Below are 14,179 nucleotides of genomic sequence, written 5' to 3' on the forward strand. Positions count from 1 at the left end.
GAGCCTTAGTAACGGTAGAGCAGGGCCTTTCTTTAACTGCCCTAGCTTTAGGCCACGATCATGCACGACATCAGAGCGATCCGAGACAACCCCGCAGCGTTTGTAGCGGGCTGGTCGTCGCGCGGTGTCGAGGATGCCCAATCGGTCGTGGATCAAATTCTGGAGCTAGACGTCGCTCTTCGTGCAGCCCAGACCACGGGTCAGGAAGCCCTTGCCAAGCGCAATGCGGCTTCCAAGGCCATTGGCGCAGCCATGGGTAAGAAGGACATGGCCGAGGCTGATCGCCTGAAAGCCGAGGTCGAGACCCTCAAGAACGAAATCGCTACGGCTGGCGAAGTCGAGGCTGCCAAGGGCGCGGAACTGCGTGACCTGCTGGCTGGCCTGAAGAACATCGCTGCCGAGGACGTGCCGAACGGCGCTGATGAAAACGACAACGTTGAAGTCAGCAAGTGGGGCACCCCTCGCACGACTGGCCCGAAGAAGGACCACGCCGATCTCGGCGAGGCTCTGAAGCTGCTGGACTTTGAAGGCGCGGCCAAAATGTCCGGTTCGCGCTTTGCTGTGCTGAAGGGCCAACTGGCGCGTCTGGAACGCGCTATTGGCCAGTTCATGCTGGACATGCAGACCGACAAGCATGGCTACACCGAGGTGAATCCGCCGCTGTTGGTCCGCGACCACACCATGTTCGGTACCGGCCAGCTTCCGAAATTCAAGGAAGACCTGTTCCGCGCCGCCGATGGTGATCCGGCCGCTCCGGTTGATGAAGAGGCCGGTAGCCGCTGGCTGATCCCGACTGCAGAAGTTTCGCTGACCAACCTCGTGCGCGAGCAGGTGCTGAGCGATGAGGAAGTCGCCCAGCCGATCCGCATGACAGCTCTGACCTACTGCTTCCGCGCGGAGGCCGGTTCGGCGGGGCGCGACACCCGTGGCCTGATCCGTCAGCACCAATTCCAAAAGGTGGAAATGGTCTCGATCTGCAAACCGGAAGATTCGGATGCAGAGCACGAGCGCATGACCGGCTGTGCCGAGGCCGTACTTCAGGCGCTGGAACTACCGTACCGCAAGGTGCTGCTGTGCAAGGGCGACATGGGCTTCTCGGCCCAGAAGACCTATGACCTCGAAGTGTGGCTGCCGTCGCAGGATACCTATCGCGAGATCAGCTCCTGCTCGAACTGCGGTGACTTCCAGGCGCGTCGCATGGACGCCCGCTTCAAGCGCGCCGGCGAGAAGAAGACCGAGTTCCTGCACACCCTGAACGGCTCGGGCCTGGCCGTGGGCCGCACCCTCGTTGCCGTGATGGAAAACTATCAGCAGGAGGACGGCAGCATCGCCATTCCGGCCGTGCTGCAACCGTACATGGGCGGTCTCACCGCCATCGCTGCTGCTTAAAGAGTATTCATGCGTATTCTTCTGACGAACGACGACGGCATCGACGCCGAAGGCCTGACCTGCCTCGAAAACATCGCCCGCACCCTGTCGGACGATGTCTGGGTCGTGGCTCCGGCTGTGGAGCAGTCGGGCAAGGGCCGCGGCCTGACGCTCACCGAGCCTCTGCGCGTCAACAGGCACGGCGAGAAGAAGTTCTCGGTCACGGGTACCCCGACCGACTGCGTCATTCTGGCGGTGAACGACCTGATGCCTGAAAAGCCCGATCTGGTGCTGTCCGGCGTCAATCGTGGTCATAACGTCGGCGAAGACGTGTCCTATTCGGGCACGGTCGCTGGCGCACTGCAGGGCATGGCGTTCGGCATTCGCTCTATCGCCTTGTCGCAGTCTCTGGAGCGTTTCCACGACGACGTGACGGCGCACTGGGAAACCGCAGAAGCTTTCGCTCCGGGCATTATCAACCGCCTTCTGGAACAGAAGTGGCCGGATGGCGTGGTGATGAACGTGAACTTCCCGCGCCTGCCACCTGAACTGGTAAAGGAAGTCGAGATCACCCGTCAGGGCTTCCGTGATATCGGCGAACTGCACGCAATCCGTCGTGACGACCTGCGCGGTCGTCCGTATTACTGGATGGCTTTCCGTGGCACACCGCATGAACATCCGGCGGGGACCGATCTGCGTGCAATGGAAGAGGGCCGTATCTCGGTCACGCCTCTGCATATCGATCTGACGCACATGCCGATGATCAACGATCTTAAGAAGGTACTGGGCGGCGCTCCGCCCAAGGGTCCGCAAGAGAAGTAAGGCACTACACATGAACCTCGGGGATGATCGCGCTGGCCGTCTGATCCTGTCGCTACGGCGGCAGGGGGTGACCGATGCGCGCGTCCTCAAGGCCATGGAAGACGTCGACCGCTCGCTGTTCGTACACGAGAAGTTTCTGGATCAAGCCTGGGAAGATCAGGCGCTTCCCATCGACTGCGCCCAAACCATCAGCCAGCCGTTTATCGTTGGACTGATGACTCAGGCCCTGCAGGTCGGCCCGCGTCACCGCGTGCTCGAGATTGGCACCGGCAGCGGATACCAGTGCGCGGTCCTCAGCCGGATGGCCCGCTTCGTGTATACGGTCGAACGCTACAAAAGCCTGTTGACCGAAGCCGAGGGACGACTGAAACGCCTCGGTATCGAAAACGTGTTCACGCGCCACGGCGATGGCGGGGTGGGCTGGAATGAACAGGCCCCGTTCGACCGCATCATGGTCACGGCAGCTTCGCCCCATGAGCCGACCGAGCTGCTCAAGCAACTCAAACCCAACGGGGTTTTGGTGGCACCGGTAGGCCGCACCTCGGTTCAGATGTTGAACCGATACACCGGTCAGGATGACGGCAGCTTCACCCGCGAAAGCCTGTGTGAAGTGCGCTTTGTCCCGCTGGTCGAGGGCACCGCCAAAGAAGGGTAAATACGCCCTTAACCATTTCGCCCCACTTTCGCGCGAGTTTGCCGTTTTGGTCTGGATTCGAATCCGGCCAACCCGGATATTCTGAATGTGAATTGTGATGACGGAGACGGGGATGCTGAGCAGCCGCAATTGGTTACGGGCGGGATTGCTGGCAGGGAGCGCACTGACGCTCGCCGCCTGTTCGACCTATCCTACTGAGCCGCGCTATTCCACGCGTCCGACCCCGATGGGGCAGGCGCCGGCGCCGTATGGTCAGAATCCGTATGCGCCACCCGCGCAAACGCAGCCGGCCCAACCCGCGCAGACTGCCCCCAGTAACCCTTACTATCAGCCCAACACGCCGCCGCCAGTAGAGCAGGGGCCGATTGCCAGCGCCGGTTCGATCGAGGGCGGTGGTCTGCCGGCTCCTGCAGGTCCGGCCTATCCGTCCACGGGTGAACCCACCCGGGTAACCCCGCCGGCAAATACAGCTCCGGTCGAAGCGGGTGCAGCCTATGTGATCCAGCAGGGCGATACGATTTCAGGCGTCGGTCGCCGCTTTGGCGTTCCGGTGCAAACCCTGATCGACCTGAACAATCTCGGCCCCCGCGGTAGCATTACCGCCGGTCAGCGGCTGACCCTGCCGACTTCGGCGGTTGATCGTGGGACGGATCCTTACGCCACCGGTCCGGCACCATCGGGCGTACGTATCGCGTCCGGGGCTTCTGCGCCGCCACCGCCGCCGCCGCCGAGCGGGAATGCACCGCTTCCTGCAGCGCCGCGTCCGCAACCGGCACCGGCTCAATCCACGCCGTCTGCGACCAATCCACCCGCGCCGATTGGTCAGCGCGTTGCGCTTCAATGGCCTGTACGTGGCGACATCCTGCGTCGCTTTGGTCCAAGCGGCCTTGGCGAGCGCAGTAACGGCATCAATATTGGCGCTACGGCAGGCGCGGATGTCAAAGCTTCGGCAGACGGCACCGTGGCCTATGTCGGTAGCGATATTGTGGGGCAGGGCCTCACGGTGCTGATCGTACACCGCGACGGTTGGCGTACGGTCTATAGCCATCTGGGTTCGGCAACGGTTCGTGACGGAGCTACTGTTCGCGCAGGCCAAACCATCGGCACGGTCGGCACCACGGCGGGCGATGGCCGTCCGTCGATCCACTATGAAGTTCGCCAAATGCGTGGTGACGATCCCATTGCGATCGACCCGCTGAGCATTTTGCCGCGCTAAAATCACAAAAAACGATGCGATTGGGGACGGATTGAGTGAAATGATCCGTCCCTGCCATCGGGTCGCGTTGCAAATGCATGCCGCGCACCCTAGTTTTCGCGCCTTATTTCCAATGGGTCCCCCAAGGTGGGGCGTGGCCCAATTCGGGGAGCTATAAATTGAATATGTCCGATCCGGGTGCCATGGGTGCCATCATGCAGTTCGCGCCGCTGGTGCTGATCTTCGTGCTCTTCTACTTCCTGATGATCCGTCCTCAGCAGAAGCGCATGAAGGCTCACCAAGCCATGCTTCAGGCTCTGAAGCGCGGCGACGAAGTCGTTCTGTCGAACGGCATGGTCGGTAAGGTCACGCGCGTCGAAGAAAACGAAGCCATGGTCGACATCGCCCAAGGCGTTTCGGTCCGCGTCGTGCGCTCGATGATCGCTGAAGTGCGTAACCGCACCGCAATCGCGGCTAACGACAAGGGCTAAGGCCCCCATTAACGGCGGCTAGCCGCCCGGAGATGCCCTGACATGATTCAGCTAGCACGCTGGAAAGTCGTCTTGGTCAGCCTGTCGCTCGTTATCGGGCTTCTGCTGGCCTTCCCGAGCATGCTCACGTCCGAACAGCGCGCTGCGCTTCCGGGCTGGCTGCCGAAGAATGGTGTGAACCTCGGCCTCGACCTGCAGGGGGGCTCGTACCTCCTGCTCGAAGTTGACGTTCCTGCCATGCGCGCAAAGCGCGTCAACAACCTGATGGAAGACGTCCGCGTCACCCTCGGCGAGCAAAAGGTGGCCGTCGGCAACCTGCAGCGCGAAGAGGGCGGGGTGGTTGTGACCGTAACCGATCCTGTCCAGAACGAAGCCGCCCTCAAGGCGCTGCGCCAGTTGGCCAGCACCGGTGCGGGTGCTCAGGGCGTTTCGGATCGCGCGGTTACCAAGCTGAGTGGCGGTCGTATCCGTTACGGCTTCACCGATGCCGGCATGTCCAGCATGGGTGCAACCGCTGTCGATCAGTCGATTGAAGTGGTTCGTCGTCGCCTCGACAGCTCGGGCACCAAGGAAATCTCGATCACCCGTCAGGGCGCGGACCGCATTGTGGTTCAGGCTCCGGGTCAGTCGGATCCCGCTGAACTGGAACGGTTGGTCGGTCAAACCGCACAGCTGACGTTCCAGATGGTCGATACCTCGGCCACGGGTCTGCAAGACGCACTGGCTGGCCGCGTGCCGCCGGATGCCGAACTGCTGCTCGACGACAACAACACGCCTTATCTGGTGAAGCGCCGTATTCTGGTCTCGGGTGAGAACCTGACCCGTGCGGGCGTTGGTACCGATCAGAACGGTCGTCCGGCTATTGACTTCCAGTTCGACGGTCAGGGTTCGCGCCGCTTTGGCGAGGCAACTGCCCAGAACATTGGCAAACCGTTCGCCATCATTCTGGACGGCAAGGTCATTTCGGCCCCGACCATTCAGGGCGCGATCACTGGCGGTTCGGGCCAGATCACGGGCAGCTTCTCGATCCAGTCTGCTGCTGAGCTGGTGAACCTGCTGAACGGTGGCGCGCTTCCGGCTCCGCTGAAGGTGGAAGAGCGCCGTGTGGTGACCGCGGAACTGGGTGCTGATGCTGTTAAGGCCGGTGCCATCTCGACGGCCATCGGCTTCCTGCTGATCATCGTCTTCATGATCGGTGCCTACGGCTTCCTATTCGGCGGCATCTCGGTTCTGGGTCTTATCCTGAACGGTATCCTGATCGTTGCGGCCATGTCGGTTATCGGCGCGACCCTGACGCTTCCGGGTATTGCCGGTCTGGTTCTGACCTTCGCCGTGGCCGTGGACGCCAACGTTCTGATCTATGAGCGGATGCGTGACGAAGCCCGTCTGGGACGTTCTCCGATTGCGACCATGGATGCCGGTTTCAACCGCGCCATGGGCACCATCGTCGACGCCAACCTGACGACGCTGGTTGCTGCACTGATCATGTTCATGTTCGGTGCGGGTCCTGTACGCGGCTTTGCGTGGACGCTGACCATTGGCGTGTTCACCTCGATGTTCTCCTCGGTGATGGTCGCCCAGGTTCTCCTTGGTTATTGGCTCAAAGTGGCCAAGCCTAAAAAACTGCCGATCGCGGAGTAATGCCGATGCGTGGATGGCCTCTCATCAAACTGCTTCCGCAGAAAACCAACTTCCGCTTCGTGCGCTACGCCAAGCTTATGGGCGGTCTCGCCGTTCTGCTGTGCGTGGCCTCGATTGTCGGGGTTTTCTATCCGGGTCTGAACCTCGGCATCGACTTCCGTGGTGGCGCTTCGCTTGAAGTGTCCAAGCCGGCGGGTCAGGTGCTGGAATTGGATAAGGTCCGCTCGGCCGTGGGCGCACTCGATATGGGTGACGTTCAGGTTCAGGGTATCGACGGCGTCTCGTCCGCCATCGTCCGCTTCCAGGTTCCTGCCGGACAAGACCAAACCGCCGTCGTGAACCGCGTCGAAGGCGCGATCCAGTCGGCCGTTGGCGACGTGAAGTACTCCAACGTCAGCGTTGTGGGTTCGAAGGTATCGGGCGAACTGTTCCGTTCGGGCATTTACGCTCTGGGCGCGGCGATCTTCCTGATGTTCCTCTACATCTGGTTCCGCTTCGAGCCGCAGTTCGGCTTTGGCGCGATCATCGGCCTGCTGCACGACGTGATCCTGACCTTTGGTCTGATCGTCCTGTTCCGCTTCGAGTTCAGCCTGAACACCGTGGCCGCCATTCTGACGGTTATCGGTTATTCGATGAACGACACCGTCGTTGTGTTCGACCGCCTGCGCGAAAACCTGCGCAAGTATAAGACCATGCCGCTGCGCGACGTGATCGACCTGTCGCTCAACGAGACCCTGTCACGGACGATCATCACCGGCGTCACCGCCGTTGGCGTTCTGGCTGTGCTGGCGATCTGGGGTGGTCCGGCTCTGTTCGACTTCTCCATCGTTCTGATGATCGGCATCATCATTGGCACCTTCTCGTCGATCTATATTGGTACGCCGGTCGTGCTGATGTGGGGCGTGAAGCGTGGTGCACTCAGCAAGGATGGCGACGACGATAACAAGCCGGTCAAGTTCGGCATGGCCAGCCGCCCGTAAGGCGCGACTGAGTTCAAGCTTTGAAGGCCCCTTCGCCCCATGGTCGAGCGGGCCTTTTCTTTTGCTTACGCCAAGGGTTCGGCCTTGCTTGGGAGGACGGCATGCGCCATCGGGTGAGGCAATGACCGGATTTGATCTCGATGCGCAGGTGCGCGAAGCCGAACACGACCGCTGGCTATCCAGCCGCTTTGTGTCTGACCCCTCGCTGAGGGCTGATCTTGTTACGCTCTACGCACTGGAAGCCGAACTGCTGGCCATTCCCACGCGCGTAACCCAGCCGATGCTTGCCGAGATGCGCTACACTTGGTGGTCGGAACAGTTGGACGGCGTGTTCTACAATAACCCCCGCATCGGTCACCCCGTACTGGAAAGGCTGACGGCGGTCGTTGCACGTCATGATTTGCCGCGCGGGCCGTTCGATGCGCTGATCGATGCGCACGTTGATCGCGTGAACGGCCACCCCCACGATCTGGCTGCGCTCTTTGTTGCGCCGATGCAGTTGGCGGCACGCATCCTCGCCGGAGAGGGGCATGACGACGCCGTCGCGGGGGCAGGGCAGGTTTATGGTCTGATGCAAACGGGGCAAGAGGCCGAGGCCAAGGCAGCCAAGGCGCAGGCCAATCGCGATCTGGCGCGTCTGCCTGCGACAGCGTTTCCGGCGGTCGCCCACGCTGCGCTATCGCGTCAGGCACCCGAACCGTTTAAACGACTGCAGATATTCTGGGCGACGGTGAGGGGCCGAATCTAATGAATGAAGCGCAACTGCGCCGACCCGCGGCTCTGTGGCTGGCAGTCACGACCCTGTTTGGGCTGGCTGGAACGGTCGTGGGCCTGCTGCCCGTCGTGCTGACGTGGGGCCTGTTCCGCGATGGTCAGGTCGGGCTCGGCACCGCGCTGGGTACGATGATCCCGTACGTCATGCTCATGGTCTGCCCGCTGGTCGCATGGTGGCTGCTGCTGCGTCGCCGTTATCTGTCCTCGATAATCGTTGCCACGCCGCCCATCCTGATGTGGGCTATCAGCATCATCGCTCAGAAGCTGATGGCCTAATCTCAGATCTGGTTCAAAGGCAGTTTGATGAACCGCTTGCCGCTTTCCTCGGCAGGCGGCAGAGCCCCCGCTCGGATATTTACTTGAAGGGCGGGCAAGATCAGCTTGGGCGCGGACAGTGTGGCGTCGCGGGCTTCGCGCATAGCGACAAAGTCGTCCTCGCTGCGCCCCCCGCCGACGTGGATGTTCGACGCCTTCTGGGCACCCACTGTCGTTTCCCAAGCAAACTCGGTTCGACCCTGTGGCAGGTAGTCGTGCCCGACGAACACGCGCGTCGAATCCGGTAACGAAAGAATGCGCTGGATGGACTGATAGAGTGTCCGCGCATCCCCGCCCGGAAAGTCGCAACGCGCGCTACCGTAGTCGGGCATGAACAAGGTGTCCCCGACGAACGCTGCGTCCCCGATGACATAGGTCACGCAGGCGGGCGTATGACCGGGGGTGTGTATGACACGCGCTTCTAGGGCACCGATCATGAAGTGGTCGCCGTCGGAATAGGTTTCGTCGAACACCACGGAATCAGGCGTGACGTCGTGTGCATCAAACAGATTGCCGAATACCTTTTGGACCTTTGTGATGTGCTGGCCGATACCGATTGGCACGCCGGTGCGGTGACGGATTTCATCCGCGCCCGTGAGGTGGTCGGCGTGTGCGTGGGTTTCAAGTACGCGCACGAGCTTCAAATCGTGATCGCGAATGTGCGTCAGGATACGCTCGATTGAAGCGGTCGAGGTGCGCGCAGCGGCCTGATCGTAATCGAGCACCGGATCGATGATGGCCGCACTATTCGTCGCCGGATCAACCACCAGATAACTTACCGTGTTTGTCGCCGTGTCGAAAAAGCCGGTGACCTCGGGGGTGTGGGTATGGGTCATACGTGCCTCCATTCCGAGCCTTAAAATATTAGGCATTGCTAATTTAGCAAGAGCTAATATATATGCGGCATGGTTGATCTCACGCAAATAAGCCTCGAGCAGTTCCAAGCTAACGCCGACAAGGCCGCAAAGCTGCTCAAGGCGATGTCCAATGAAAGCCGTCTGATGATCCTTTGCCAGATCGGTGAGGGCGAGCGGCAGGTAGCAGAGCTTCACCTGGGCCTGTCCCAGTCGGCGCTGTCCCAGCATCTGGCCCGTCTGCGCGAGGATGGACTGATCTCGTCGCGTCGTCAGGGCACGGCAGTCTTCTACAGCATCAGCGATCCCTCCGCGATGAAGGTGATCGGCACCTTGGCCGAAATCTATTGTCCGCCGATGGCGGGCTGACCTCCCCGAAAGGAAATCCCCCATGAATCCTCTCGTCGTCCTGAATCCTCGGGATGTCGCTGCACGTTTGAAATCCGGACAGGCTGTCCTGATCGACGTTCGTGAGTCAGACGAATACGCGCGTGAGCACATTGCAGGCGCGGTTTCGGCCCCGATGTCTGTGTTCGAAAATGCCAACCTGCAACTAGAGGCGGGTAAAGACACCATCTTCATGTGCCGAAGCGGCAACCGCACGGCCAGCAACTGCCAACGTCTGGACGCCCGCGTCGTCGGGACGGCATTCGTGCTCGATGGCGGCCTTGAGGCTTGGAAGAAGGCTGGCCTGCCGATCAAGTTGGATACGAAGCAACCGCTTGAACTGATGCGTCAGGTTCAGATGGCAGCGGGTGGTTTGATCCTGACCGGAGCGGTGTTGGGCACCGCCGTTCATCCGGCATTCTTAGGGCTTTGCGCATTTGTCGGCGCTGGTCTGTTTGTTGCGGGTGCGACGGGTTTCTGTGGAATGGCGCGTTTGCTGGCCGTAATGCCGTGGAACCGCGGAATGAAAAAGGCCTAACCCATGGAACCGACCCAGCTTCTGCTGACGGCCCTCAGTGGAGGGTTGGTGGCCCTGTTGCTGACGGTGTTCGGCGGTGGCGGGTCGGTTCTGGCCGTCCCATTGCTGCTTTACGTCGTGGGCGTCGCAGATCCGCATACGGCCATTGGCATTTCGGCAGCAGGCGTTGCCCTGAACGGCCTGACGGCCTTGGCGGGTCAGGCGCGGGCAGGGCGTGTGCGCTGGCCTTGCGCCATCATGTTCGCCGTGATCGGCGCGGCGGCATCATGGGTGGGCTCATCGGTAGCCAAGGCCATACCCGGTGACGCACTATTACTCGCCTTTGCAGTGGCTATGGGCCTGATCGGTGCCTCCATGCTGAAGCCGAAGAAGGACCCTGGAGACCCTTCTGTGCGCCTGAACCGAGCCATGGCACCTCGCCTCGCAGGCGCAGCGACGGTCGTTGGCAGTGCGGCTGGCTTCTTCGGTATCGGTGGCGGGTTCCTGATCGTTCCGGGCTTGATGTGGGCCACGGGAATGACTCTGGCCGCAGCTCAGGCGACCTCGCTTCTCAGCGTCGCTGCGTTCGGAGCCAGTACCGCGGTCAACTACAGCCTGTCGGGCATGGTCGACTGGGTGGCCGTTGCTGTCATGGCGCTTGGCGGAGTTGTCGGCACCTTGGTCGGCTTGCCGATCTCCCGACTTCTGGCCGATTACGCTGCGCTGGGGCGGCGGTTGTTCGCAGGGTTGATCCTGCTGGTGGCGGTCTATGTGGCTTTTAAAGCAATAACGGGCGGCTGAGTTCTCAGCCGCCCGTCGGGTTTAGAAGTTGACGTCGCGCCAGTTCTTCAGCGCGTCCAGAGCGCGGATGCTCTGCAGACGCTTCTTGGCCCGGCCGCGTTCCTTGGGATGGATACGCTTGCCGTCTTCATCAACCTTGGGCGCTTCCAGTGGCGGCAGCAGGCCGTAGTTGATGTTCATCGGCTGGAACTTCGAGCCTTCCATGTGGCCACCGGTGATGTGCTCGACCAATGCGCCCATGGCCGTTTCCGGCGGCGGGACATCGATCTGGCGACCCAGAGCCTGAGCCGCAGCCAGACGGCCCGTCAGCAGGCCCATGGCGGCGCTTTCCACATAGCCTTCAACGCCCGTGACCTGACCGGCAAAGCGCAGACGCGGCAGAGCTTTAAAACGCAGTTGCTTGTCCAGCAGCTTGGGCGAGTTCAGGTACGTGTTGCGGTGAAGACCGCCCAGACGGGCGAATTGGGCATTCTCCAGACCCGGGATCATGCGCAGCACTTCGGTTTGCGCGCCGTACTTCATCTTAGTTTGGAAACCGACGATGTTGTAAAGCGTGCCCAGAGCATTGTCTTGACGCAGTTGCACGATGGCGTGGCATTTGACCGTCGGGTTGCGTGGATTGGTCAGGCCAACCGGCTTCATCGGGCCGTGGCGTAGGGTCTCGCGACCGCGCTCTGCCATCACTTCAATCGGCAGGCAGCCATCGAAGTAGGGGACGTGTTCCCATTCCTTGGATACAGCGGTCGGGCTGGCCAGCAGCGCGTCGATGAACGCGTCGTACTGTTCCTTGTCCATCGGGCAGTTGACGTATGCCGCCGTCTCGCCGCTCGGGCCTTCCTTGTCATAGCGCGACTGCATCCACGCGGTGTCAAAGTTGATGCTGTCGGCGTGAACAATCGGCGCGATGGCGTCAAAGAAGCTCAGGCCTTCTTCACCGCCCAGTTTCAGAACGGCGTCAGCCAGTGCTTCGGACGTCAGCGGGCCGGTGGCGACGATCACATTGTCCCAGTCTTCCGGCGGGATGCCTGCCACTTCACCACGCTCGATGGTGATCAGCGGGTGTTCCATCAGGCGCTTGGTTACAGCGTCCGAGAAGCCGTCGCGGTCAACCGCCAGCGCGCCGCCAGCAGGAACCTGATGTTCATGACCGCATGCCATGATAATCGAGTTCAGCTCGCGCATCTCTTGGTGCAACAAGCCGACAGCGTTGTATTCCCAATCGTCCGAGCGGAACGAGTTGGAGCAGACCAGCTCGGCAAAGCCGGCGGTCTGGTGCGCGTCGGTACGAACCTTGACGACTTCACCGTCTGCACCGGCTTCGTCGCGGCGCATTTCGTGAAGGATTACCGGCACGCCCGCATTGGCGATCTGCCAAGCAGCTTCCGAGCCGGCCATGCCGCCGCCAATAACGTGGACGGGGCGAATAGGGGAGGTGGTGGACATGAGGGCGCTTCTACCGATCAATGGCCTCGCTGTCATGCGGCTATACGTTGGTATAGGCTCTGGCGGAATCAAACGGGGAGCGGCTTATGACTGCAGCAACATTCGATCCATGGACGGCAGTCACTGACTCGCTGACGTTCCTCAAGGAAAATTACCGTCGCGTCGCGATATGGGGCCTGCTTATGTATGTCCCGGTTGTTTTTATCCTTCTGGCCTTCATGCCAATCTTCCTCGCCGCCGCTGCTGCCGGTGCAAGTGGTGGAACTCCCGAGGATTTAGGTTTGGGAACGTCTCTCGCTGTCAACGCTGTGAGCGGCTTGGGCAACGTACTTCAGGTCGTCGCGGCTATTCCGATCTATGTGGCCGTTGGTTTCATGATGTGGGGACGTACCCGCACTAAAACATGGCTTGGTCTGCGCATCGGCATGGACGAGGTGCGTGTGTTTCTAGTCTATCTCGGCATGATCGCCGCCATCTGCATTGGCTTTATGGTGGCCGCAGTTGTTATCGGTCTGATTGTTGTCCCGCTGAGTTACGTGTCCAAGGTCGCAGGCGCTTTGGTGGCTGTGCCCTTGGTTCTTGCGGCCATCGCCGCAACGATTTGGGTCGGCATCAGGGCGTCACTGATTATTCCGGCGACGCTGGACAAGGGTAACTTCGCCTTTGTTGAGGGCTGGCAGGCGACGAAGGGTCGATTCTGGCCGCTTCTGGGTGCGGGGCTTCTGGCGTTTCTGATGATGCTATTAATTGCGGTCGTGTTCGTGGTCGTGATCATGATTATCGCGCTGATTGCGATGTTGATTGTCGGTGCCGCGACTGGTTGGAGTTTCGATCTAGCACCTGGAACGATCCTCGCTTTGACCATTCCGGGCCTAGTGGTCTATGTCGTCGCGATGGCGGTGCTGGCCGGAGCTCAGGTCGTCTTGACGATGGGGCCGTGGTACTCGATCTGGAAGCAGCTGAATCACAATGGTTCTGCGCCTGTTGCGCAGCAGCCCGAACCTGATGCTCAGCTCTGAAATTCGAGGGTCTTAAATGACATTTTCGCCGACCGACGCCGCGTTTGAGGGATTTCGCCTCACGCGTCGCGAACCCAGAATGTTTATCGCGCTAGCACTCGTGTATGCCGTGTTTTCGGCATTGCTGTTGGTGGTGACCTATCAGCCCCTCGGCGAGATCATGCGGGCAGCCTCCCAAGTCAGTTCGGGCGGGGAGCCAGACCAGGCGCAAGTCCTGTCGATGATGAATGCCTACGGGCGCTTGATTTCGATCACCCTGCTGCCATCGCTCATTGTGAACTCGGTCGTGCAGTGCGCCATTATGCGTGCAGTACTGACGCCAGTTCCCGACCGTTATTCCTACCTTCGTCTGGGTAAGACGGAGTTGCGCGTGGTGGCGGTCAATCTGCTGGTCGGAATGATGCTTGGCGCAATCGCCATCATCGGCTTCGGGCTGGCCGGTGTGCTGATCGGATTTGCAGTCGGGGGCTATCCGCTGTTGGCCATCGCGGCTCTGCCGATTATGCTTGCAGTCGTGGCGGCTCTTATCTGGGTTTCTGTTCGACTTTACCTCGCTGTGCCGATGACCGTGACCGAGGAACGGATCGTGGTCTTTGGTAGCTTTGCGGCTACCAAAGACCATTTCTGGCCTCTGTTGGGAATGGTGTTGCTCGCCATGCTGTTGTCGTTGGCGGTTAGCTTCCTCGGCTCCATCGTCACGGCACCGCTGACGGCACTGACGGGCGGCCTCAGTGTTCTGGAAACCAGTGCAGCGATATCGGGTCCGATGATCGCGGCCCTGTTCGTCTGGATCGTGGTCAGCGCGGCCCTGAGCGCGGCACAGCTGCTCATTTTGTACCCGCCCATGGCGGTTGCCTGGAAATCGCTGAAAGCCTGAGGCGAGCGTGTTTCAGATAATGAAAAGGCCGGAGATCTGA

The 14,179-nt window shown here is 60.9% G+C and carries 16 protein-coding genes; 14 read left to right on the forward strand and 2 right to left on the reverse strand.

The window, feature by feature from the left end:
* Positions 1 to 60 precede the first annotated feature (60 nt).
* The 9 genes from serS to LOX95_RS04845 all read left to right on the forward strand — a co-directional run bounded on the left by serS (position 61) and on the right by LOX95_RS04845 (position 8,202).
* Positions 61 to 1,389: a serine--tRNA ligase gene (gene serS / locus LOX95_RS04805; RefSeq protein ID WP_242913333.1), complete on the forward strand. Its 1,329-nt coding sequence runs from the start codon at positions 61 to 63 to the stop codon at positions 1,387 to 1,389.
* 9 nt (positions 1,390 to 1,398) lie between these two features.
* Positions 1,399 to 2,190, forward strand: a complete 792-nt coding sequence (surE, locus tag LOX95_RS04810; RefSeq protein WP_242913334.1) for a 5'/3'-nucleotidase SurE — start codon at positions 1,399 to 1,401, stop codon at positions 2,188 to 2,190.
* Positions 2,191 to 2,200: 10 nt separating this feature from the next.
* Positions 2,201 to 2,845: a protein-L-isoaspartate(D-aspartate) O-methyltransferase gene (locus LOX95_RS04815; protein WP_242913335.1), complete on the forward strand. Its 645-nt coding sequence runs from the start codon at positions 2,201 to 2,203 to the stop codon at positions 2,843 to 2,845.
* A 112-nt stretch (positions 2,846 to 2,957) separates the two neighbouring features.
* Positions 2,958 to 4,061 (forward strand): M23 family metallopeptidase, encoded by a 1,104-nt coding sequence (locus LOX95_RS04820; RefSeq protein WP_242913336.1) that lies wholly within the window; start codon positions 2,958 to 2,960, stop codon positions 4,059 to 4,061.
* Between the two features lie 164 nt (positions 4,062 to 4,225).
* Complete coding sequence (gene yajC / locus LOX95_RS04825; protein WP_242913337.1) at positions 4,226 to 4,531, forward strand: preprotein translocase subunit YajC; 306 nt, start codon at positions 4,226 to 4,228, stop codon at positions 4,529 to 4,531.
* A gap of 42 nt (positions 4,532 to 4,573) precedes the next feature.
* Positions 4,574 to 6,172, forward strand: a complete 1,599-nt coding sequence (secD, locus tag LOX95_RS04830; protein WP_242913338.1) for a protein translocase subunit SecD — start codon at positions 4,574 to 4,576, stop codon at positions 6,170 to 6,172.
* The gene (gene secF / locus LOX95_RS04835) at positions 6,172 to 7,152 is read left to right on the forward strand and encodes a protein translocase subunit SecF (RefSeq protein WP_242913339.1); all 981 of its coding nucleotides are present in this window, start codon (positions 6,172 to 6,174) and stop codon (positions 7,150 to 7,152) included. Before secD ends, secF begins: the two co-directional genes overlap by 1 nt.
* A gap of 121 nt (positions 7,153 to 7,273) precedes the next feature.
* Complete coding sequence (locus LOX95_RS04840; RefSeq protein ID WP_242913340.1) at positions 7,274 to 7,900, forward strand: squalene/phytoene synthase family protein; 627 nt, start codon at positions 7,274 to 7,276, stop codon at positions 7,898 to 7,900.
* Positions 7,900 to 8,202 carry a hypothetical protein gene (locus LOX95_RS04845; RefSeq protein ID WP_242913341.1) on the forward strand — a complete coding sequence of 101 codons (303 nt, stop codon included), beginning with the start codon at positions 7,900 to 7,902 and terminating at the stop codon, positions 8,200 to 8,202. Before LOX95_RS04840 ends, LOX95_RS04845 begins: the two co-directional genes overlap by 1 nt.
* Before the next feature lie 2 nt (positions 8,203 to 8,204).
* On the opposite strand, the gene LOX95_RS04850 is transcribed toward LOX95_RS04845, so the two are convergent.
* Positions 8,205 to 9,077 carry an MBL fold metallo-hydrolase gene (locus tag LOX95_RS04850; protein WP_242913342.1) on the reverse strand — a complete coding sequence of 291 codons (873 nt, stop codon included), beginning with the start codon at positions 9,075 to 9,077 and terminating at the stop codon, positions 8,205 to 8,207.
* A gap of 69 nt (positions 9,078 to 9,146) precedes the next feature.
* On the opposite strand from LOX95_RS04850, the gene LOX95_RS04855 reads away from it, so the two are divergent.
* From LOX95_RS04855 to LOX95_RS04865, 3 genes are read left to right on the forward strand one after another with little or no spacing between them, the layout of a single operon-like run.
* Complete coding sequence (locus LOX95_RS04855) at positions 9,147 to 9,464, forward strand: ArsR/SmtB family transcription factor (protein WP_242913343.1); 318 nt, start codon at positions 9,147 to 9,149, stop codon at positions 9,462 to 9,464.
* Between the two features lie 22 nt (positions 9,465 to 9,486).
* Complete coding sequence (locus LOX95_RS04860; RefSeq protein ID WP_242913344.1) at positions 9,487 to 10,020, forward strand: rhodanese family protein; 534 nt, start codon at positions 9,487 to 9,489, stop codon at positions 10,018 to 10,020.
* Between the two features lie 3 nt (positions 10,021 to 10,023).
* A complete protein-coding gene (locus LOX95_RS04865; RefSeq protein WP_242913345.1) occupies positions 10,024 to 10,800 on the forward strand; it encodes a sulfite exporter TauE/SafE family protein in 777 nt (258 codons plus the stop codon).
* A gap of 21 nt (positions 10,801 to 10,821) precedes the next feature.
* Here LOX95_RS04865 and trmFO read toward each other — a convergent pair whose 3' ends face one another.
* Positions 10,822 to 12,243, reverse strand: a complete 1,422-nt coding sequence (gene trmFO, locus LOX95_RS04870; RefSeq protein ID WP_242913346.1) for a methylenetetrahydrofolate--tRNA-(uracil(54)-C(5))-methyltransferase (FADH(2)-oxidizing) TrmFO — start codon at positions 12,241 to 12,243, stop codon at positions 10,822 to 10,824.
* 86 nt (positions 12,244 to 12,329) lie between these two features.
* Between trmFO and LOX95_RS04875 the strand changes: the two genes are divergently transcribed.
* Positions 12,330 to 13,262, forward strand: coding sequence for a hypothetical protein (locus LOX95_RS04875; protein WP_242913347.1), 933 nt, complete (start codon positions 12,330 to 12,332; stop codon positions 13,260 to 13,262).
* Positions 13,263 to 13,341: 79 nt separating this feature from the next.
* Entirely contained in the window at positions 13,342 to 14,139 is a 798-nt protein-coding gene (locus LOX95_RS04880; RefSeq protein ID WP_242913348.1) for a hypothetical protein, read from the forward strand.
* The last annotated feature ends 40 nt before the right edge of the window (positions 14,140 to 14,179 follow it).

The sequence above is a fragment of the Brevundimonas pishanensis genome (genome assembly GCF_022750635.1).
GTDB lineage: Bacteria > Pseudomonadota > Alphaproteobacteria > Caulobacterales > Caulobacteraceae > Brevundimonas > Brevundimonas pishanensis.